This is a genomic window from Mycobacterium paragordonae (assembly GCF_003614435.1).
In the GTDB taxonomy this organism is placed as follows: Bacteria; Actinomycetota; Actinomycetes; order Mycobacteriales; family Mycobacteriaceae; genus Mycobacterium; species Mycobacterium paragordonae.
In genome coordinates, this window is sequence record NZ_CP025546.1 from 2,203,045 (window position 1) to 2,225,126 (window position 22,082).

The 22,082-nt window shown below is 68.7% G+C and carries 10 protein-coding genes; 1 reads left to right on the plus strand and 9 read right to left on the minus strand.

What is annotated here, in order from left to right:
• Positions 1-83: 83 nt before the first annotated feature.
• Both C0J29_RS10280 and C0J29_RS10285 read right to left on the minus strand, forming a co-directional pair.
• Complete coding sequence (locus C0J29_RS10280) at positions 84-557, minus strand: nitroreductase family deazaflavin-dependent oxidoreductase (protein ID WP_120794666.1); 474 nt, start codon at positions 555-557, stop codon at positions 84-86.
• Positions 558-583: 26 nt separating this feature from the next.
• A complete protein-coding gene (locus C0J29_RS10285; protein WP_120794667.1) occupies positions 584-1,405 on the minus strand; it encodes a maleylpyruvate isomerase mycothiol-dependent enzyme family protein in 822 nt (273 codons plus the stop codon).
• A 63-nt stretch (positions 1,406-1,468) separates the two neighbouring features.
• Between C0J29_RS10285 and C0J29_RS10290 the strand changes: the two genes are divergently transcribed.
• Positions 1,469-2,098 carry a PadR family transcriptional regulator gene (locus C0J29_RS10290; protein ID WP_120792244.1) on the plus strand — a complete coding sequence of 210 codons (630 nt, stop codon included), beginning with the start codon at positions 1,469-1,471 and terminating at the stop codon, positions 2,096-2,098.
• A gap of 25 nt (positions 2,099-2,123) precedes the next feature.
• Here the strand turns inward: C0J29_RS10290 and C0J29_RS10295 are convergent, their stop codons facing one another.
• From C0J29_RS10295 to C0J29_RS10325, 7 genes are read right to left on the minus strand one after another with little or no spacing between them, the layout of a single operon-like run.
• Entirely contained in the window at positions 2,124-3,386 is a 1,263-nt protein-coding gene (locus tag C0J29_RS10295; RefSeq protein ID WP_120792245.1) for a phthiocerol/phthiodiolone dimycocerosyl transferase, read from the minus strand.
• 21 nt (positions 3,387-3,407) lie between these two features.
• On the minus strand, positions 3,408-4,211 hold the full coding sequence (locus C0J29_RS10300) for an ABC transporter permease (protein WP_065164717.1): 804 nt from the start codon (positions 4,209-4,211) through the stop codon (positions 3,408-3,410).
• Positions 4,208-4,996 (minus strand): ABC transporter permease, encoded by a 789-nt coding sequence (locus C0J29_RS10305; RefSeq protein ID WP_120794668.1) that lies wholly within the window; start codon positions 4,994-4,996, stop codon positions 4,208-4,210. The genes C0J29_RS10300 and C0J29_RS10305 overlap by 4 nt, the downstream gene beginning before the upstream one ends.
• Positions 4,997-5,043: 47 nt before the next feature.
• Positions 5,044-6,048, minus strand: a complete 1,005-nt coding sequence (locus C0J29_RS10310) for an ATP-binding cassette domain-containing protein (RefSeq protein WP_120792246.1) — start codon at positions 6,046-6,048, stop codon at positions 5,044-5,046.
• A gap of 10 nt (positions 6,049-6,058) precedes the next feature.
• The gene (locus C0J29_RS10315) at positions 6,059-10,438 is read right to left on the minus strand and encodes a type I polyketide synthase (protein WP_120792247.1); all 4,380 of its coding nucleotides are present in this window, start codon (positions 10,436-10,438) and stop codon (positions 6,059-6,061) included.
• Positions 10,435-15,834 carry a type I polyketide synthase gene (locus C0J29_RS10320; protein ID WP_120792248.1) on the minus strand — a complete coding sequence of 1,800 codons (5,400 nt, stop codon included), beginning with the start codon at positions 15,832-15,834 and terminating at the stop codon, positions 10,435-10,437. Before C0J29_RS10320 ends, C0J29_RS10315 begins: the two co-directional genes overlap by 4 nt.
• Complete coding sequence (locus tag C0J29_RS10325) at positions 15,834-22,082, minus strand: type I polyketide synthase (protein ID WP_120792249.1); 6,249 nt, start codon at positions 22,080-22,082, stop codon at positions 15,834-15,836. Before C0J29_RS10325 ends, C0J29_RS10320 begins: the two co-directional genes overlap by 1 nt.

The window sequence follows — 22,082 nt, forward strand, 5'->3', positions numbered from 1 at the left end:
AAGCGGCGCGAGCAGACGTAAAATCGCCTGTTTTCGTGTTGAAATGGGCGATTTTGCGTCTGCTCGCCGTCCCTACGGGCGCGTCACTGGGCAGCCGGCTCGAACACGAACACCTGGCGGAAGCCGCTGCGCTCGAGGTATGTGTCATGCGCGGGCCACATCGTAACGAGCCGTGGCATGTTGCGGTCGATCTCGGCCGCACTGGCCGGCCGACCGACGTACGTGGCGTTGCGGCCGCCGATCTCCACGCGCGCCGTCGGGTGAGCCAACAGGTTCTTCGGCCAGCTGGACGCTGTCTCCAGTCCGAAGTTCTCGCAAGCGGCAACCAGGTTTTCGCCGTCGCGGACGTAGTGCAGCGGCACCGTTCGATCCTTTCCGCTCTTGCGGCCCCGGGTGGTGAGCAACATCGTGGGCAGCTGCGGACCGCTGATTGACAAGCGGCCGCGGCTGCCTCGGATCAAAGCTCGGTCCGCCGGGGTGCCAACGTGTTTCATCAACACCGCGAACCAGCGGTAGTGCCCGATCTTCCGGGTTCCCCACAGATACCAGCGGTACATCTCGGTCATTGACGGAAGCCACCCTTTCACGCCGGGACGAAATAGGACTGCAATTTGAGAGCGAGCCAGGGCCGCCGCCCGCCCACGATGCGCAGGCCGCGACGAGTCGCGGTGAACGGCCCGATGCGTTGGTAGAGCAGTTGGGTGAGTGTCGAGGCCGGGGTGCGTAGCACCGCGTCCGGGCGATCCGCATGTCGACGCTCACGCGCTTCGGCTGCGCCGCCCTTGATGTGCATCAGGTAAGGGCGCGCCCCGCTGACCTCCAGTGCCACGCAAACATTGGTGCTCGCCGGCGTTTCGGACCGCAGAAAGATGGGGGCGATCTGCATCAGCCCGCGCGCGATGAGCAGCATGTCACGTTCATCGAGATCCCATGGCGCCTTGACCGCACGCGCGATGTCCTCCCCGTGCAGGAGAAGCTCGCCCAACCAGTTCGTCTGTGCCGTAGTGCCGCCGATGAACCCGCCACCGTGAAACGGAATCGTGGGGCAGTCGCCGGCCAGCGTGTCGAAGTACCCGTCGATGTCCGAGGCAAGCGCGCGAAGTTGGTCGGCCAGCTCGGGCACGGGTCCCAATGCCGCTTCAAGCTCGGCCTGATTGAGTGCGGCCACCCCGGTGGGGGTGTCTGCGGGGTGATACATCCCGCCACGCGCGACCTCGCAATAACGGTTGGCGATGGTCAGCACGTGAGCAGCCACCTGCTGCACGGTCCAGCGTGAGCCGGGCGGCCGCGCCAGTGGATCGGCCGTCCGAATCAGTCGATCAAACCGATTCTGTGCCAGCGCAATTCGCTCCCGAAGCTCCTCCCGGGTGGTGTCGGTCAGCGCGACATAACCGGTGTCGTTCATCGTCATCACCTGCTTACTCCACTGTGGAGTGAAGATTACTCCACAATGGAGTATTGTCAAGGAATGACTTCGCGCCCTACGGCTACGTCATTCGCGCTGCTCGGCCTCATCGGCGTGAAGCCGTGGACCGCCTACGAACTCGTCGCGCAGGCGCGGCGCAGCCTGCACTTCTTCTGGCCGCGCTCGGAGGCGCATCTTTACGCCGAGCTCAAACGTCTCGTGGAGCGTGGGCACGCGAATGCCGAATTGGTGGAGGGCAAACGACGGCAACGAACGCTGTACACCATCACCCCGGCAGGACGCTCCGCGTTGACGGAATGGCTCGCGACCGCGCCGGCCGCGCCGGCCATCGAGGTCGAAGCGTTGCTGCGTATGCTGCTGGCCGATCAGGGAAGCTTGCCGGATCTGCGCGCCGCGCTTGCCACGACCTCGCGCCAGGCACGCGAAATGCGCGACGACGCAATCAATCTGGGCGAAGAACTGCTCGGCGCCGGTGGCCCGTTCCCGCAGCGGCTGCACCTCACCGAGCGGGTGGTGGCGCTGTACGGCGAGTTTCTGCTGCTGTTGATCCGGTGGTGTGATGAGACCTCGGACGAAGTGGCGAAATGGTCAGACACCCGCGACCTCGGGCTGACTCCGCAGGGACGCGACCGTCTCGAAAATCTCGTCGATCGGGCCCGAGAGATCCCCTAGATGGCGCGTTGAGTGGCCCTCCCGATCACTCCACGGCCCATCCGTAGTCCGACGGCGCGCTGCACAACAGCTCGCGGATGGCGTCGAGTGAGTCCTTGCGCTGCGGCGAGTGGCCGTGGTTCTCGATCACCAGGTGACCGCCGGACATACCGCACCCGTAGAAGTCCAGCGGCACCGTGATCGAGCAATAGAACTGTCCGCGAAAGCCTTCCAGTTCGATGCCGGACGGCATCCGCACGTTCGGCAGTGCGCTGACGTCGGTGCAGAAGACCAGCGGCGGCAGCCCGGCCGGTGTTCCCTCGAACGCCACACCGAAGTTGAGCCCGGACTGCTGCACGACGCCGTCGGCGATGTCGGACCGGAATGTGGCGCCGATATCGGTTGCGAGATCGACGATGTCGGTGTCGGGCCCGACCTCGGCCAGGTAGGTGGCCACTCCCACCAGGTTGGTGGCCTCGGTCGGAGCGACCGGCGGGCTGAGGAAATACCGCAGATCGACGGGGTAGACGTAGGGGATCGGAACGTGCGGCGTTTCCCGCAGCCGCCACTCGGTCATCAAGATCGCGGCGGCCACCACGGTGTTGACGCTGACCCGGTTTTCGCGGGCGAACTCCACCAGGTCCGCGGTTTCCTGCTCGTCGAGCCGGATCCGGCTGACCGGAACGGCTTGCGGGAAGCCAGGAGTCGCGACCAGGGCCGGCTTCACCGAGGGTGGCAGGTCGTAGGCGAACATCACCGGCAGGAAGCGTTCGACGCCGGTCATGCCGAGCCTCTTGACGTTTCGCTGCTCGAGCACCACCTCCAGCGGCTGCGGCGCGGGCTGCGGGTTGACCGGGCCCGGGTCGCCGGTGGTGACCACATCGGTGTAGCGGGAGAACAATTCGTCGAGCAGCCCCGCGCCGTGATGACCGTCGGCGATGCTGTGGTGGAAGTAGATGGTCAGCTCGGAGCTGTTCTCGTGCAGCGCCAGGCGCACATTGAACAGCGTCTGGGCCTGGTCCAGCTTGATTTCGCGAGCGGCGCTGCCAGCGGCGCCTTCGGGGCCCTCCTCCACCACGATTCCGGGGTGCAGCATGTCGTCGGAGACGAGATTCCAACTGCCGTCCGGCCCTTGCTCGAGGTGACTGGCCAGGATCGGGTGCGCATCGACGAGGGCGTCGAACGCCTCCGACAGCGCGTCAGCCTCGACCCGGCCGCGCAGTTCGACCGTGACGGCGGTGAAAACCTCGTACTGCGCGAACACTTCCTCGCTGCGGGACAACTTTCGGATCACGGATCCGGGAAACACGTGAGATTCCGGCCTTTCGTGTCAGTGCGTGCTGGCTCGTCGGTAACCGATGGCCATGGGGACGACGCAGACGCCGGCGATTCCGGCGCTCCACAGCAGCGTCGCGATCATCGGCGCCAGTACCGGACCGCCCGCTGAGAGCCCGCGCATCGCCGTGATCGCGTAGCTCACCGGCTGGTGCGCGACGATGGGCCGAATCCATTCCGGGTACTGGTTCACCGGCAGCAGGCCGGTGGAGAAGAAGATCAGCAGCAGCTGCCACAGCTCGACCGCCTCGACCACCAGGGTCTTGGAGGTGAACAGCGCGATGGTGGTGGTGAGTGCGGCAAACGCCATGCCGAGGATCACCGGGACGCCAAGCCACATCAGGGTGGCCAGCGCGCCGCCGCGGAAGCGGAAACCCAGCGCCACGCCCGCGCCGAGCATCACACCGGTGGTGATCAGGATGCGGATCGCCTCGGCGATGATCCGCGCCAACGGGCCCGACGCCCGGTGCACCGGCATCACCCACAGCCGGGTCAGCAGGCCGCTCTGCTGCTCACGCATCAGGTCGATCGCGACGAACGCCGAACCACTCACCGCCCCACCCAATGCCAGCAGCGGGACGATGCTGTACAGCGCGCTGTCGTGGGTCATGGCGTAGATGAGATTGCCCAGCACCACATAGAGCACCAGCATGAAGGCCACCGGCAGCACCAGCGCTTCCATCACGGTGACCAGGTCGCGGCCCCACCGGGTGAGGATGCGCTGGGTCTGCACCAGCGTCTGCGTCAGCAGCAGCCGTACCGAGCTTTCCGGCGCCCGCACCGCAACCGTCGCGGTCATGGGCGCCGGGACAGGACGAAGGCGGACATGGGCACCAGGAACAACGCGAAACCGGCCAGCCACAACAACGGCGGCGTCATCACCGACCAGGTCACCGGCACCGGAGACTTGACGGTGTCGCCGGCCAGGGCACGCAGCGCGATCACCAACTGCGAGATCGGCTGGTTGCGCACGATGGGCTGAATCCAGTGCGGAAACATCTTGAGCGGTTGCAGACCCACGGACAGCAACCCGAAGATCAGGATCGGCATGGTCAGCAGGGGCAGCATCGCGTCGGGATTGCGGGTGGCGGTGCCGATCAGGTCGGCGCCGAATGACAACAGCACCCCGATCACGATCGCCAGCGCACAGAAACCGGCGATGTACAGCGCGCCATGATGGAATCGGAAGCCGATCACGTGTGCGGCGATCAGCGACACGACCAGTCCCACACAGCATCGGTACACGCTGGCCGAGACGCGGGCCAGCACCGGCGTCAGCGGTGCGATCGGCATGGACCGGAACCGCCGGTTGACGCCGTGCAGGGAATCGGTGGCGGCCCGAAACGCCGACGAGATGGCCGCAAAGGCAATGGCCTGCAACGTGATCAGCGGTGTGATGTATTGCCCCAGGTTGCTGGCGATGCCGCTGCCGGGTCCACCCACGTAGTGATTCCACGGGATGGAGAACGGGACGTAGAACCCGATCGCGAAGGACAGCGACGCGCCGATCGCGGTGATCAGTTCGCCATTGCGCAGGGTCGGCGCGATGAAGCGGATGGTCAGCACCCACCACTGCTGCAGCATCGACGGCTGCGACCTGCTCACCACCGGGGTGCTCAGGGCGGGGGCGCTCACCGCACCGCCTCCGGAGTCAGGTGACTCAGCGCCCGGGACTCGCTGGGATCGGCTGTCATGGAAAGGAATACGTCGTCCAGCGACGGGCGGCGCAGCGCGATGTCGGCCGGTTCGAGGTGGGCGGCATTGAGCAGGCGCACGGCCTCGATCAGCGTGCCGGTGCCTTCGGCGGCCGGCATGATGATGCGGTCGGACTCGGCGGTCAGCATGGCCCTCTGGTGTTCGGGCAGCATCGGGCCGAGAGCGGCGACCATGGCCGGCAGCTCCTTGACGTCGCGGGGCACGATTTCGCAGAAGGTGCCGCCAGCGCGGTGTTTGAGCTCGTTGGCGGTGCCCTCGGCGATGATGGTGCCCCGGTCGATCAGGATGATGCGGTCGCTGAGCGCGTCCGCCTCCTCGAGATATTGCGTGGTGAGCAGTGTCGCGATGCCCAGCTTCTTGAAGTTGCTCACCAGATCCCAAATAGCTTGCCGGCTACGGGGATCCAGCCCGGTGGTGGGCTCGTCCAGGAACGCCACCAGCGGTTGCACCACCAGCCCGCAGGCGATGTCGATGCGGCGGCGCATGCCTCCCGAGTAGGTGCTCACCCGGCGTTTGGCGGCTTGCACCAGGTCGAACTGTTGCAGCAGTTCGGCCGCGCGGCTCCGGGCCGCGGACTTGGACAGCCCGTAGAGACGACCGAACATCACGAGATTCTGCTCGCCGGAGAGCATGTCGTCGAGGGCGACCTGTTGCCCGGTGAGCATGATGGACCGGCGCACCCCGGCCGAGTCGGACACGACGTCGTGCCCGGCGACGGTCGCCGACCCGGTGGTCGGGCGGGTCAGTGTCGACAGAATGTCCACCATGGTCGTCTTGCCGGCGCCGTTGGGTCCGAGCAGACCGATCACTTCACCGCGGCCGACCTCGAAACTGACGTCGTCGAGGGCAATCACCTGTCCGGACCTGGTGCCGAACGTCTTACCCACCTTGTTGACGACTACCGCTGCGTCACTTGACATGTCAATCCCCTCAGTCAAGGCTCGACAGGTCCACCAGGGCGCCCGCTTCGGTCACGCCGGCGATTTCGCTGTCCAGTTGCTCGGCGGCCAAGCCCGCCTGGCCCTCCTGGATGAGCTCGCTTAGTGCCTGCGGGAAGGTGCGCGCCAGTGCCTGCACCGTGTCCGCCGCGATCCGGCGGGAGTCGTACCACCAATCGAGATGTGTTGAGCCGGCGAAGCGGTACACGCGCACCTCGAGGGCATGGCCCAGCCCGGGGATGGTCTCGCGCACCGGCATGGTCACGTCGGGTTCGAACTGCACCGGCGCATCGACGGGCGGCAGCTCGGGAATCGTTCCGGCATAGCGGAAGTGGATGTCCGGGGTGCGGTGTGCGCCGAAGGTGCGCCCGGTCGGCGCGTAGAGGTAGCGCAGCAGCCCGTATCCGATGCCGTAGTGCGGCACCGCTTTGAGGGTGTTGTGCACGGCGTCGATTTGTTCGACCACCGCCGAGCCTTCGCCGCCGGCGCAGGCCAGCGGCACCGGGTAGTACGTCGTGCACCAACCGGCGGTGCGGCGCAGGTCGACGTCCGGGCGCAGCACCGAGCGCCCTTCGCCCTCGAGTTCGACGGCGACCACGCCGTCGCCGACCGTCTGGGCGATGGTGCGGCCCAGGGCGGCGAGCAGAATTTCCTGAATCGAGCGCCGGAACCTGCGCCGGGCGTCGTCGAGTTCCGAGGTCTGCTCGACGTTGAGGGTGCCGGACAGCTTGGTGAGGTCGGCACCGGTCGGCGGCGTCGTGGCCGGCTCCGCCAGCCAGCGGGTCACCTTGGCGGCGTTGTCGATCCAGAAGTGCCGGGTGTCCAGCGCCGCCGGATGTGTGGCGAGGGCGGCCATCCGCTGGGACCATTCCCGCCATCCGGTGGCGGCCGGCTCCAGGGTGATCTCTCCGCCCGTCAGATGCTGGCCGAATGCGATGACGATGTCGCTGCCCAGGATCTGGTGTGAGGCGGTGTCGGCGACCATGGCGTGCACGCCGAGCCCGAGATAGTTCGGGCCGCCGGACCCGTCGACGATGTGCACCGCGATCAGCGGCGCTGTCGAATCACTCTGCTCGGCAATCACTTCGGCCAGCACCGCGGCCACTTCGGCGCCGTCGGGCAACGAGCGGTTCACCAGGGCCGTGAAATCCTCGGCTTCGCTGATGTGCTGTTCCCACACGCCGTCGTTGTCGACCAGTCGCAGCCGCAACGCATCGTGGTGGTTGGACACCGCGGTCAGCACCGTGCGGATGTCGTCCGGGCTCACCTTCGGGTCCAAGCGCAGGATGAGCGGCACCCGCCAGCGGCCGCCGTCGTGCAGTCCGTGTTCGAGGAAGTACGTGGTGTTCGGCAGTATCGCCGGATTTGATTGCGGCTCGGGCGGTTTGGCCAGACCACTGGCCGCGAACGCCGCGTCCACGGCGGCGGTGAGTGACGCCAGGGTGGGGTGCTCGTACAGATCCTGCGGGGTGATGCTCAGACCTTCGTTGGAGGCCGTCATCGCGATGCTGATCGCCATCAGCGAATCGCCGCCGAGGTCGAAGAAATTGGCGTTCGGGTCGACCGAGGGCACCCCGAGGCACTGCTGCCAGACACGCTGCAGAGTGATGCCGGTCTGCGACGGCCCGGTCGCCTCGACCGTCGGTTCGGCGTGGCCGCTGACCGGGTGGCCGTTGTTGGCCACCGCTGCCGCGGGCTCCCAGGCTGTGCGCTGCGGCTCGATCCAATGCCGTTGCCGTGCAAAGGGATAGCCGGGCAGCGAGACGATTCGCGGTGGCGCCGGGTTCCTGACCGACCAGTCCACCTGGACACCGGCCGACCACAGTTCGCCGAGTGCGCGCAGGAAGGTGTCGCGGTCGTCGGCCTGCTGGATGGGGTGCCGCATCAGCCGGACCGAGCGGTTGTTGCCCGACCACCGGGGATGCCGGATCGCCGAGCCGGTCAGGCTGCCGCCGGGGCCGACCTCGACCAGGATCCGGTTCGGGTCGGACAGCACCGCGTCCAGCTCGTCGGCGAACCTGATGGTGGAGCTGATCTGGCGGGTCCAGGTGTCCGGGTCGGTGGCCTGCTCATCGGTCAGCCAGGTCCCGGTGAGGTTGCTCAGCAGCCGGGTGTACGGGGTCGCCAGTTGCTGCCGGGACAGGAAGTCACGGAATTCGCCGAGCATGCCGTCCATTTGGCTGGTGTGGAAGGCGTGGGTGGCGCGCACCCGCCGCACCGGGACGCCGTGCTCGCCCAGCCGCGCGGTGAAGGCGCGGATCGCGTCCTTGGGCCCGGCGACGACACAGTTGGCCAGGTCGTTGACCGCGGACACCTCGGCCCCCGGTACCAGGTGCTGTGCGACGTCGGACGGGCTCAGCGCCACCGCGACCATGGCACCGGGTGGCGACTCGTGCATCAACCGGGCGCGCAGGGCCACCGTCTTGACGGCGGTCTGCAGGTCGAAGACTCCGGCCAGGGTGGCCGCGATGTATTCGCCGGTGCTGTAACCGATGTAGGAGCCGGCGCGCACACCGTAGCTCTCGACCAGCTTGGCCAGTGCGTACTCAACGGTGAACAGCGCGGGCTGGGAGCGGTCGATGCGTTCCAGATCTGTTGCGCTGGAGGCGAATATGGTCTCGTGCAGGTCCAGACCCATTTCGGCCTGGAAAGCCGTGGCGCAGGCGTCGAAGTGCTCGGCGAACACGGGTTCGGCGTCGTACAGCCCCTTGGCCATCCCGGGATGCTGGGCGCCCTGGCCAGGGAACAGGAAGACGACCTGGTCGGTGGTTGCGGTCTGGCCGTCAGACGGGGACTCGCCGACGAACACGTTGTCGTGCTCGGCGGCGCGCAGCAGTGTGCTCGCCTGAGCCCGGTCCGCGACGACGGCGGCCATGGTGACGGGGTGCCTGCGGCGGCCGGCCAGCGTGTGGGCGACATTCGCCATCCCCGGGGCGTTCGGGCGTTCCAGTGCGCTGGCCAGGGCGGTCCGCGCCTCGCCGAGTGCTTCGGCGGTGCGCGCCGAGAGCAGCAACACCTGCGGTCCGTCGGGCTCGGCCTGCGCCGTAACCTCTGGAGCCTCCTCGACGACGACGTGGGCGTTGGTGCCGCCGATGCCGAACGAGCTCACCCCGGCCCGGCGCACGCCTTCGGATTGCCAAGCGCCGTAACGGCTTTGCACCGTGAACGGCGTCTCGTCGAGATGCAGCTCCGGGTTGGGGCTGGTGTAGTGCAGCGTCGCGGGTATCGCCTTGTTCTTCAGGCACAGGATGGTCTTGATGAGCGCGGCGATCCCGGCGGCGACCTCGAGGTGGCCGATGTTGGACTTGACCGAGCCGATCACACACGGCGCCGACCGTGGTTCCTCGGATGCTTCGAACGCCGTTCGCAATCCCTGGATTTCGATGGGGTCGCCCAACGGGGTTCCGGTGCCATGGGTTTCGACGTAGCTGATGGTCGAGGCGTCGACGTCGGAGACGGCGTGGGCTTCGGCGATGCAGTCGGCCTGCGCCGAAGCGCTGGGCGCCGCGAAGCCCATCTTCGCCGAGCCGTCGTTGTTGATCGCCGATCCGCGGATGACGGCGTGGATCCGGTCGCCGTGGTCCAGGGCAGCCTGCAGCGGCTTGAGTACCACCAGGCCGACACCGCTGCCGAAGACGGTGCCGTCGGCGCGCACGTCGAAGGGCCGGCAGTGCCCGACCGCCGAGAGCATCTGGCCCGGCGAATGCCAGTACCCGACATGGTGTGGGACGCAGAGGGATACGCCACCGGCCAGCGCCATGTCGCATTCGCCGGACAGCAGACTCATGCAGGCCAGGTGCACCGCGACCAGCGACGACGAGCACGCCGTCTGCACCGCGAGGCTCGGCCCGCGCAGGTTGAACTGGTGCGAGATCCGGGTGGCCAGGAAGTCCTTGTCGTTCTGCAGGAACATGCTGAGCTGGTCCCAGTTCAGCCCCTCGGCCAGCACGGCGTTCGGGTCCTGGTGCGACAGCAGGTTGTGCAGCAGATAGCCACTGGGAGAGCTGGTCCCGTAGACGCCGATGGAGCCGTCGTAGCGGGCCGGATCGACACCGGCGTCTTCGAGCGCATGCCACGCGCACTGCAGGAACAGCCGGTGCTGCGGGTCCAGGGACCGGGCGACCAGTGGCGGGAAGCCGAAGAAGTCGGCGTCGAATTCGTCGACGCCGTCGACGATCGGTGCGCGCCGGACGTAGGACGGATTCGCCAGTGCCTTGTCACTGATGCCGGCGTCGCGCAATTGCTGCTCGGAGAGGGTGACGATGGATTCCTTGCCGCGCCGCAGGTTGTCCCAGAACGCCGACACATTGTTGGCGCCCGGGAACCGGCCGGCCATGCCGACCACCGCGATCGCGTTGTCGGGAATGCTCACTGAACTCCTCCATGCTTTCCAGATCTAACTTGTCGCCGCATTGCGGCTTCCTGCCGCGCCGCCGCGCGTTGCTGAGCGCGGTCGCGGACGGTGGTACTCGTCTCGGTGGCCGGATCGGGTTCCGACAGGCCGAGTTGGCGCATCAGGTCGGCGGTCAGGTCGTGCAGCGTCGCGCCCTGCAGCAGCAACGCCACCGGCGGCTCGGCGCCGAAGTCCGCCCGGGCGGTGTTGCGGATCCGAACGGCCATCAACGAATCCATGCCGAGGTCGAGCAACGGCAGACCCGGGTCGACAGCGAATTTGTCCGCATAACCCATCACCGCCGCGATCCGGGACCGCAGCAGGTCGGTCATCACACGTGCCGCCTCGGCCGGATCCAGTTCGCGCAGCGAGTCGGGGCCCGCCCAATCGTCGCCGCCCCCAGCGGCTTCCAGCTCCCGCACCACGGCGGAAAAGAAGTCGTGGTTGCGGATCTCGGGGAAGGCGATCAATGCGCGGTCCGCGCGCAGCCGCGCGACTCCGGTGTGGCTGCGGTCGCTGGCCAACAACGCTTCCATGGCAGCGAGCCCCTCGGCCGGCGTGATCGGGTCCAGCACACTGCCGGCCAGGTTGCGGGCCATGCCGACGTCCGACCACGGACCCCAGTTGATCACCGCGGCCGGCAGTCCGGCCGCCGTGCGGGTAGCGACCAGGGCGTCCAGCCACGCGTTCGCGCACGCGTAGGCGCCCTGCCCGGGTGCGCCGAGCAGCGAGGCGGTGGAGGAGAAGCCGACCCACCAGTCCAGTGCGCGGCCGGAGCTTGCCTGGTGCAGCCGTTGTGCACCAATGGCTTTCGGTGCCCAGACCCGGTCGAGGCTGTCCTTGCTCATCGAATACAGCAGGGCGTCGTCGATGACGGCGGCCGAGTGCAGGATGCCGCGCAGCGTCCGGTCGCCGTCCTCGGCCGCCGCGACGAGTTGTTCCGCCACCCCGGGGGCCGCCAGATCGCCTAGGACGACCTCGATCTCGGCACGGTTCTCCAGCTCGGCCAGCACCTTGCGTTGTTCCTCGCCGGGCTCGCTGCGTCCGTTGAGAACGAGCCGGCCGGCGCCGCCGTCCACCAGCCAGCGCGCCACCACCAGGCCCAGGCCGCCGAGTCCGCCGGTGATGATGTAGCTGGCGCCGGCTCGGACCACCGGATTGCTTTGGGCGCCATCGAGTGTGGCCCGGGTGAGCTGTTCGACGTAGCGGTGTTCGCCGCGGCGCGCGATGACGGTGGTGAGCAGGTCGGCTTCGGGCGCGCCGAGTTCGGCGGTCAAGCCGCTCTTGTCCGCGTCCAAATCCACGTTGCCGTCCAAATCCAGCAAAGTGGAACGTAATTCGGGATGCTCGTAGGCGAGCACCCGGATCAGGCCCTTCAGGGCGCCGACCGCGGGCTGCCCGGCTTCACCGTCCGCGACCACCAGACCGCCCCGACTGACCAGCCACAACCGCGGCGGCTCGCCGTGCCAGCCGCCGACGATCGCGCGGACCACGGTGCTGATGGACCACACCAGATCGCGTGCCCCGGTCACGTCGGAGGGGTCTCCGACAAAGACGACGACACCGGCGGGCGGATGGTCGGGGTCGCCGGCGGATTCGGCGAACGCGGCCAGCATCGCCGGTTCGTCGTCGAGGGCGGCGGTGAGCACCCGGTGCTGTTCGGAACGCCATCCCGCGGCGAACTTCTCGGCATGAGCTTCGGTGCCCCGCCCGGCCAGGACCAGCCAGCTGCCCCGCACCGGGGGAGCGGCGTCGGCCGCCGGCGGCTGTTCCACCCAGGCTGCTTCGAAGATCTTCTGGCCCAACGGCAGCGGCACGCTGCGTCGCTCCACCGACCGCAGGAAGATGTCGTTGACCTCCGCGGTCACGTTGCCGGCGGCGTCCATCAGCACGATCCGGCCGAGCTTGCCGGTGCCTCCCGCGTCGAGGCTGGTGAGGGTCGCGCGGCAGCGGGCATAGCGGCCGGGGTTGCCGTATACCCGCAGGCTCTCGAAAGAGACCGGCAGGTAACTGGATTCGGTGACCCCATCTGAAGGCATTGCCGCGGCAAGGCTCTGCAGGGCGGCATCCAGCAGCGCGGGGTGAATGCGGTAGCCGGGGTGCCGGGGCGCCTCGTCGGGCAGGGTGATCTCGGTTTCCACCGAACCGTCCGACAACCGGTCGATGCGGGTGAGGCCGGCAAAGGCCGGACCGTAGTGCAGTCCGGTCTGGCGCAGCAGCGCGTAGAAATCGGCGGGGGAGACCGAGGTCTGGGATTGTCCGGTGGCAGGCGCCGGTCCCGGGCCGGCCTGCGTTGACTCCACCTTGGCCACGGCGTGCCGGGTCCAGTCGCCGTCCCCGGCACGGGAGTGGATCTCGATGCGAATCTTGCCGTCGCCGTTACGGATCAGTTGCGTGGTCAGCTGAGTGTGCTTGTCCAGGGTGAGCATCTGCTCGACCTCGAGTTGGTTGATCACCAAGCCCTCGACGGGCAGTGCCAGCCCTTCGCTGGCCGCCGCCAGCGCGATCTCGGCGTAGCCGGCGGCCGGCATGATGGGCTGCCCGAATACGCGGTGGTCGGCGAGCCAGCCGGAGACGTCGGTGCCGACGTCGGCCTGCCACACGTGATCGCGGCTGGACGGCACCTCGACGTGCACACCCAGCAGCGGGTGGTGCAGTACCAGGTCGGCCATCGAGGACCGGTCCTGCACCCAGAACTGCTCGTGCTGCCACGCCGTGGTGGGGATGTCGGCGAGCCGGCCGCCGGTGGCTGACGGCGGGTTCTTGGCGACCTGCGCGAGATGGGTGCGGAAGGTGACGGTGTCGTCGGCGTCACGGTGCAGCGTGCCCGCAGTAATGAAGTCGCCGCGATATCCGCTTTCATCCAGGGTTTCGGTGATCGCGTGGGTAAGCAGGGGGTGCGCGCTGACCTCAACAAACGTGTGGTGCTGCGCGCCGGCCCACGAGATGGCCTGCTGGAAGCGCACCGGGTTGCGCATGTTGACAGCCCAGTGCTCCGCATCGAATACCGTTGTGGTGTCCGCGGTTTCGTAGGTGGTGGAGATGATCGGAATGCTCGGGGTGCGGGGCTGCAGGTCGGCGAGTTCGGTGCGCATCATCGGCTGCAGCGCGTCCATGGCCGGATTGTGCGGGGCCACTTCGATATTGACCCGACTGGCGAAACGGTCCTGAGCGCGCGCCTTCTCGATCAACTCGTCGATCTGGCCGGTGGGCCCGGAGATGACGGTCTGGCGCGGTGAGTTGTAGATGCCCAGCGTCACCTGCGGGTAATCGGCGATCAACGCCTCTGTCGTCTCGGCGTCCAGCTCCAGCAGCGCCATCCCGCCCTGCCCGGACAACGGCGCCATCAACCGGGCCCGCGTGGCCGTCACCCGCAGCCCTTCGGCGGGGGTGAGCGCACCGGCGACCACCGCGGCCGCCACCTCGCCCATCGAATGCCCGATCACCAGATCCGGCTCCACGCCATGGGAACGCCACAACGCGGTGAGCGCCAACTGCATGCCGATCAGGCCCAACTGGATCTGCTCGATCCCCACCAGTTCCTTGCCCTCGGCCAACACGTCCTGCAGCGAGAACCCGGCCTGGGCAACGAAATCGGGCTCCAGTTCGGCGACGGCCGCCGCGAACGCGGGCTCGTCGGCCAGCAGTCGACGACCCATGCCGGCCCACTGCGAGCCGCGCCCGGAGTAGACGAATACCGTTCCCGCGCCTGGGGAACCGCTTTGCGGTCCGACCACACCGGGCGCCGGCTTGCCGGCCGCCAGCGCGCGCAGCCCGGCCACAGCTTGTTCGCGATCGCGGGCCACCACGGAGCCGAACCGCGCGTGCCGGGCCCGGTGATGACTGAGCGTGTGCGCGACGTCGGCCAGTGGCACGTCGGCGCCGTCCATCCAGTCCGCCAGCGCGCCCGCCGCGGTCGCCACCCGCTGCGGCGTCTTGCCCGATACCACCAGCGTCGACACCCCGGGAGCGTTGTCCTGCTGCGTGACAATCGCTTTCGGCGCCTGTTCGATCACCACATGCGAGTTGGTCCCGCTGAGCCCGAACGAGGACACCGCCGCGCGGCGCGGGCCGGAGGCGTCGGGCCACGGGGTGCCCTCGGTCGGGACGAACAGCCGGGTCGACGACGCGTCGATGGCCGGGTTCCAGCGGGTGAAGTGCAGATTGCGCGGAATGTAGCCGTGCTCGACGGCCAGGATCGCCTTGATCAGTCCGGCGACACCGGCCGCCGCTTCCAGGTGGCCCAGGTTGGTCTTCACCGCCCCGAGTGCGCAGCGGCCCTCGCCCCTTCCGTAGGTGGCCGAGAGCGACTCGAACTCGATCGGGTCGCCCAGAATGGTTCCGGTGCCGTGCGCTTCGACATAGTGCACGCTCTCGGCGGTCACATCGGCCTGCTTCAGAGCGGTGGTGATGACGTCTCGCTGGGCCAAGGCGTTCGGGGCGGTCATACCGTTGGACCGGCCGTCCTGGTTGATCGCCGATCCGCGGATCAGCGCCAGTATCCGGTCGCCGTCGCGGGTGGCGTCGGACAACCGTTTGAGCACCACCACGCCGCAGCCTTCGCCGCGGGTGAAGCCATCGGCCATGGCGTCGAACGCTTTTGAGCGCCCGGTCGGCGACAGCGCCGACCATTTCGACACGGCGATCGCGGCGAACGGCGACAGCGCCAACTGCACCCCGCCGGCCAGTGCGACATCGCTTTCCCGCAGCCGCAGCGATTGACAGGCCAGGTGCACCGCCACCAGCGACGACGAACACGCGGTGTCCACCGCCACCGCCGGGCCGCGCAGGCCGAGCAGGTAGGCGATGCGACCCACGGCGGCGGCGTGCGGGGTGCCGGTGGACAGGTAGGCGTCGATCTCAGCGCGACGCTCGATGTTGACGATGGTGTAGTCCCACGTCGACAGGCCCATGATGGCGGCGGTCCGGCTGCCGCTCAGCGAATCCGGTGCCAGCCCCGCGTGTTCCAACGATTCCCAGGCCACCTCCAGCAGGACGCGGTGCTGTGGGTCCATCGCGGCGGCCTCGCGCGGGGTGATCCCGAAGAAGTCGGCGTCGAATCCCGCGACGTCGTCGATGAATCCGCCCCACTTGGTGGTCATCTTGCCCGGGGTCTCCGGGTCGGGGTCGTAGAACGCGTCAGCGTCCCAGCGGTCGGCGGGCACCTCGCGGATGGTGTCCCGGCCGTCCAGCAGCAGTTGCCAGAAGTCTTGTGGCCCTTCGATGTTGCCGGGCAGTCGGCAACCCATCCCGATCACCGCGATCGGTTCGGCGACGTCGGTGGGGAAAGCCGTGCCCGCGCGCACCAGTTCGCGCGCGAGCACTTCGCGGGCCTTCGGTGACATTTGGGCGGTGCGTTCGGCCAGACTCGTCATTACTCGGCGCCTTCCGTCGCTGCTTCCAGCTCGCTGGCCGCAACCAGGTCAGACAGCAAATCCAGTTCCTCGTCGGATAACTCGGGCTCATCCTCGACGCCCGCGGCCGCTGCGGCGTCCTCCTGGTAACCCAGCCGCTCGCACAGCGCGCCGGCCAGGTCGGTGATGGTCGGGTAAGCCCAGACCAGCGCCACCGGCAGGGTGGTGCCCAGGCTCGCCTCCAGCCGGTTGCGCAGTTCCAGGGCCATCAGGGAGTCCAGACCCAGCGACTCCATCGGCAGGTCGTGATCTATCGCGTCGGTCGAGCGCAGCACCGCCCGGATCTCGTCGGCGATGGCCGTCGCCAGCCGTGCCGGGCGCTCTGCGGGATCGGTCGCATCGAGTTCGGCGCGGATCCGGCCACCGCCGGTGCGCTGCTCGACCGTGATCGACTCTTGCAGTGTGGCGAACAACGACGATCCCGCTGCGGCGGGGAAGGACTGGAACCATTGCCGCGCGTCGAGCGCGAACACACCGGTGCGGGCCCGGTCGGCCGACAGCACCAGCTCCATCGCGGCGAGCCCCTGCGCCGGGGTGATCATCGAGACACCGAGATCGGCGAAGAACTGAGCGCGGCCCACCTCCGCCCATGGGCCCCAGTTGATTCCGGCCGCGGGTAGGCCGAGCGACCGTCGGAAGGCGACCAGTCCGTCGATCCAGGAGTTCGCGGAGGCGTACGAGCCCTGCCCGGGTGCGCCGACCAGTGAGGAGACCGACGAGAACGACACCCACCAGTCCAGGTCGGCCTCCTTGGTTGCCTCGTGCAGCCACCAGCCGCCGGCCACCTTCGGAGCGAAAACCCGGGCCGACGCCGAGTCGGAGATGTTGAGCACGATCTCGTCGGCCAGCACCATCGCACTGTGCACCACGCCGGCCAGCCGGAACCCGGCGTCGCCGACGGCGGCCACCAGGCACCGCGAGGTTTCGGGGTCGGCGAGGTCCCCGGTCACCACCTCGACGCGGCAGCCCGCGTCGTTGAGGTCGTCGATGGCGGCCTGCACCTCGGGGCCGGGTGCCGAACGTCCGTTCAGCACAACGAGTCCCGCGCCCTGCTCGGCCAGCCAGCGGGCGGTGACGAAGCCCAGCCCGCCCAGCCCGCCGGCGACCACATAACCGCCGTCCGGCCGGATCAGGGGTTGGGAAGGGCGTGGTGCGAGTGCCGCGATGCTGCCGGTCTGCGGGATGGAGATCGCCACCCGACCGGCGTGATCGTCCGCGGTCCGGCGGGCCTCGGCCGCGCGGTCGAGGGCGAACTCGGTGACAGGCAGCGGCGCCAACCGGCCGGCGTCGGCGTGCTCCAGGATCTCGTCGAGGTAGGCGCGGTAGCGCGCGGGTTGCAGACGCAGGTTCACGCCGATGTCCACCACCGCGAACGACGCGCCGGGGGCCAGCGCTCCCAGGTCGACCGAGGCGTCGGTCCGGCCCAGCTGGATGAACCGCCCACCCGGGGCCAGCAACCGCATGCCGGTTCGAATCGCTTCACCGGGAAGCGAATTGAGGACGATGTCGACGGATTCGTCGGGCGCGGTGGTGTACACCCGCGCGCCCATCATCGTGGCGATGGCGGCGGCCGCGAGGTCCACCCCGTCACCGGTGGCCTGAATCAGCACCTTCTCGCCGCTTGCCACCTGGCCGATCGTGCACAGCGCATGCCAGGCCGTCAGATACGGCAACCCGAACCCAGCCGCCTGGTGATCCGTCAGGGCGTCGGGCACCGAGACGACGAGGTCGGCGTCGGTGGTGAGGTGGGACCCGGTGGGGGCGGCCCCGAATGCGATGACGCGCCGGCCGGTTTCGGGCCCGCGGGTCACCACCCCGAGGCATTCGGTGATGTCATCGCCGCCGCTCAGGGGGGCCACCAGGACGCGAACCTCGACCTGGTCGCCGGCGGGCTCGCTGCGTCCGGCCGCGCGCACCCGCAGGTCGCCGTCCAGCGTGAACACGCCGCCGGCATCGAGATCGACTGTGCTGAATCGGGTTTCCGGGGTCAGCTTGCCGGACACCATCGGCGTCGGCGCCAGCCGGCTGACATACCGCTGCCCGGCGCGCAGTGCCACCTCATCCTGATCGGAGCCGGCCAGCAGTTCGTTGACCAGGCCCGCGGGCGGGTGCGTGCCGTCGGGGTCGACGTCGACCAACGTGGTCTTCAGCTCCGGGTGCTCGAAGGTCAGCACCCGGGCGATGCCGCGAAGCTGCGTCTGCGCCAGGGTGACCGACTCGGTGGGGTCCAGTTGTTGTGCGCCGCGCGTGACGATCCACAAGCGGGGGCTGTTGCGGGCACCCATGCGCGACACCGTCCTGACGATGTCGGCGATGCGCAGCGTGCGGGTGCGCGCGAGGTCGAGTTGTTCCTGGATCGGCAGCGACTCATCCGCGACCCGGGGCGGGCAGACCACCACGATCCCGTCCCAGGTGATGTCGCGCTGATCGATCGCCGCCCGCATGGCCTCGTCGTCGGAAACCATGTCGCACCGGCTGATTCGCGCGGCGAGTTCGGCCCGCAGCCCGGTGGTCAGGTCGTCGGAGCCGATTAGCAACAGCGCCGCGGGCGCGTCGGCCTGCCTCTCCAGCGCGACCGGCTGCCATTCCACCGAGAACAGGCGGTTGCCGAGTTCCCTTGCACCACTGCTCGATCGAAGCACGGCCATCTCGACGCGGTCGATCTCCAGGACCGGCCGTCCGTCGCCGTCGAGCAACAGCACCCGGCCGGCCAACCGGTCCGGGTCCTCGGTCGGGGCGAGCGACGCGATCGCGGTCACCCCGTTCAGCACGTCGCCGTGTACCCGGACGCCGGCGAAGCCCACCGGCAGCACGATCGCCGGCTGGCCACCGGTGGTCAGCTCGGTGGCCGGCCCGGTCGCACCGAGGGTCTGCATCGCAATGTCCATCAGCACCGGGTGCAACAGGAACTTCCGGGCCCCGGCTTTTGCCGGCGCCGGCAACTCGATCTGCGCGTGAGCGGTGCCGGACGGCGATACCGACAGTCCGACGATGCCCTGGAACGCGGGCCCGTGCTGTTGCCCGGCGGCGCGCAGCCGTTGATACAGCTCCGCGGGATCAAGCGCGGTGGCCGCTTCGGCGGACCCTATGGAATCCGTGGACTCCGTGGGCTCTGGGGTCTCCGGTGCTGGGGTGGCGGCCGGCACCAGCGTGGCGGTGGCGTGTTTGATCCATCCGGAACCGGCGCTGCGAGTGCGGATTTCGACGCGGCAGGACTGGTCGTCTCTTGTGAGCGTGGTCGCGATCATGGTGCTGTCGGTGACATGCATCAGCTGATCGAGGCTGAGTTCCCGGATCATCCAGGACGAGCCGGCAAAGGTGTCGGTTGCCGCGGCCAGTGCGATGTCCGCGTAAGCGGCCCCGGGAAGCACACACACGCCGTCCACGCAGTGGTCGCCCAGCCAGAGCAGGCCGGGGCTGATCGCACACTCCCAGACGCGGGTGCCGTTGGTGGGGTCGTTCACGCCGAGGCCGAGCAGGGGATGGCCCTGTGGCGCGGTGGTCGAGTCGACGTCGATCCAGTGCCGGGTGTGCTGCCATGGGGTGCCCGGCAACAGCGGGTGCGGCTCGGGCGGATGCGGGGTGTCGGGCGGGCGGGTGCCGTACGTGGCGTTGAGGTTGGTGTGGAAGGTGACCGTGTCGTCGGTGTCGCGCTGCAAGGTGCCCAGCACCCGCGGGCTAGTTTCACCCAGAGTGTCGGTGATGGCGTAGGTGAGCAGGGGGTGCGGGCTGACTTCGACGAAGGTGTGGTGGCTCTGCGCCGCCAGGCTGATGGCCTGGTGGAAGCGCACCGGGTTACGCAGGTTGACGGCCCAGTAGTCGGCGTCCAGCAGCGCTGGTGTCGGTCCGTGAACGGCGGTGGTGAACATCGGGATCGCCGGCGCGTTCGGCGCCAGATCGGCGAGTGCACTGCGTAATTCGGGCAGGATCGGGTCGATGATGGGGTGATGCGAGGCCACGTCGACGTCGATGCGCCGCGCCAACAGGTCCTTGGCTGCGACCGCCGCGATCACCGCGTCCACCTGATCCGGGGGGCCGGCGATCACCGACTGGCGCGGTGAGGCGTGCACCGCCAGTGTCAGTCCCGGGTAGCCGGCGATCGCGGCCGCGGTGTCTGACGCGTCGAGCTCCAGCAGCGCCATGGCGCCCTGTCCGGACAGCGCCGCCATCAGCCGCGAGCGGGTGGCGATCACCTTCAGGCCGTCGGCGGGGGAGAGCGCGCCGGCCACCACGGCCGCCGACACCTCGCCCATCGAGTGGCCGATCACCGCGTCGGGCTTCACCCCGTAGTGCCGCCACAGCTCGGTGAGTGCGAGCTGGATGCCGACCAGCACCGGCTGAATGTTCTCGATGCCCACCAGCTGGTGGCTGCCGGCCAGCGTCTGCTGCAGCGAAAAACCGACCTGGGCAACGAAATCCGGCTCCAGATCAGCGACTGCGGCGGCGAACGCGGGCTCGTCGGCCAACAGCCGGCGGCCCATGCCGATCCACTGCGATCCCTGACCGGAGTAGACGAACACCGTGCCCGGGGCGGCGGATCCGTCGTTGCAGATCGGGTCGGCTGCCAGGGCGCGCAATCCCGCTATCGCCTGCGCCCGGTCCCGGGCCACCACGGTGCCGAATTTGACCTGCCGCGCACGGTGGTGGTTGAGCGTGTGAGCGACGTCGGCCGGCGTCAAGTCGGCGCCCGGCCCTTCCCACCAGTCCGCCAGCGCCGCCGCGGTGGCCGCTACCCGCTGCGGGGTCTTGCCCGAGATCACCAGCGTGGCGACGGGAGGATGTGAAAAAGCGGGTGGCGCAACCGAATCGGGAGCTTGCTCGAGTACCACATGCGCGTTGGTGCCGCTGACACCGAACGAGGACACCCCGGCCCGGCGCGGCCGCTCGGTGGTCGGCCAGTCCATGCCGTCGGCGGCAATGGCGAGCCGGGACACCCCGTCGCTGACGTGCGGTGTCAGCTGCCGGAAGTTGAGGTGCCGCGGGATGTGCCGGTGACCCAGGGCCAGCACGGTTTTGATGAAACCGGCGATGCCGGCCGCGGCCTCGAGGTGACCCAGGTTGGTTTTCACCGAACCCAGCACCAGCGGCTGCCGGCCGTCCCGGTCACTGAAAACCTTGCTCAGCGAATCGAGTTCGATCGGATCACCCAGCGGGGTACCGGTTCCGTGCGCCTCGACGTAGTCGATATCGGCGGGCGCGAGTTTGGCCGTCGCCAGCGCTTTGCGCAACAACGCCTGCTGCGCGGGGCCGTTGGGCACCGTCACGCCGCTACTGGCGCCGTCCTGGTTGACCGCTGAACCGCGGACCACGGCCAGGATGCGGTTGCCGTCACGCTGTGCATCGGCCAACCGTTTGAGCACCACCATCCCGGCGCCCTCGCTGCGCACGTATCCGTCGGCAGCGGCGTCGAAGGTCTTGCACTGGCCCTCGGGGGACAACATGCCCCACCGCGAGCACGCGATGCTCGGACCGGGGCTCAGCAGCAGGTTGGTGCCGCCGACCAGTGCCATGTCGCTTTCCCGGGACCGCAGGCTCTGCGATGCCAGGTGAATCGCCACCAACGACGACGAACAGGCGGTGTCGATGACCACCGCGGGACCCTGCGCGCCAAGGAAATACGCCAGCCGTCCGGCGGTGAAGTTCAGCGCGTTGCCGGTGGGGATGTAGGCGTCGAGGTCCTCGGGCCGCAACTGGCCGGCCAGGGTGACCATGTAGTCGTAGGAGGTGACGCCGGCGAAGACGGACGTCTGGGTGCCGCGGATGGTGTGCGGCGCAACGCCCGAGTTCTCCAGCGCCTCCCAGGCGACTTCCAGTAGCAATCGCTGTTGCGGGTCCATCGCGGCCGCCTCGCGCGGGGAGATGGCGAAGAACTCGGCGTCGAACTCCCCGGGCTGCCAACCGGTGAGAAAGCCGCCCTCCCGGCTGCAGATGGTTCCCGGCACGGTGTGGTCGTCGGTGTAGAACGCGTCGGCGTCCCAGCGTTCACCGGGCACCCGGACGATGCCGCTGCGCCCGTCGCGCAACAGGTTCCAGAACTCGTCGGGGTTGGTCACCCCGCCGGGGAACCGGCAGCCGATGCCGATGACGGCGATCGGTTCGCTGTTGACCGCCTCGGCGATCTCGAGGCGCGCGGTGAGATCGTCGATCTTGCGCAGCGCCTCGGTGATGATGGCCCGGCGGTCCGGTGTCGGGGCAGTCTGACTAGTCAC

Coding starts and splice junctions, on each gene's coding strand:
- C0J29_RS10280 (WP_120794666.1), bottom strand. CDS start 557: ATGTACCGCTGGTATCTGTGGGGAACCCGGAAGATCGGGCACTACCGC.
- C0J29_RS10285 (WP_120794667.1), bottom strand. CDS start 1,405: ATGAACGACACCGGTTATGTCGCGCTGACCGACACCACCCGGGAGGAG.
- C0J29_RS10290 (WP_120792244.1), top strand. CDS start 1,469: ATGACTTCGCGCCCTACGGCTACGTCATTCGCGCTGCTCGGCCTCATC.
- C0J29_RS10300 (WP_065164717.1), bottom strand. CDS start 4,211: ATGACCGCGACGGTTGCGGTGCGGGCGCCGGAAAGCTCGGTACGGCTG.
- C0J29_RS10305 (WP_120794668.1), bottom strand. CDS start 4,996: ATGCTGCAGCAGTGGTGGGTGCTGACCATCCGCTTCATCGCGCCGACC.
- C0J29_RS10310 (WP_120792246.1), bottom strand. CDS start 6,048: ATGTCAAGTGACGCAGCGGTAGTCGTCAACAAGGTGGGTAAGACGTTC.
- C0J29_RS10320 (WP_120792248.1), bottom strand. CDS start 15,834: ATGACGAGTCTGGCCGAACGCACCGCCCAAATGTCACCGAAGGCCCGC.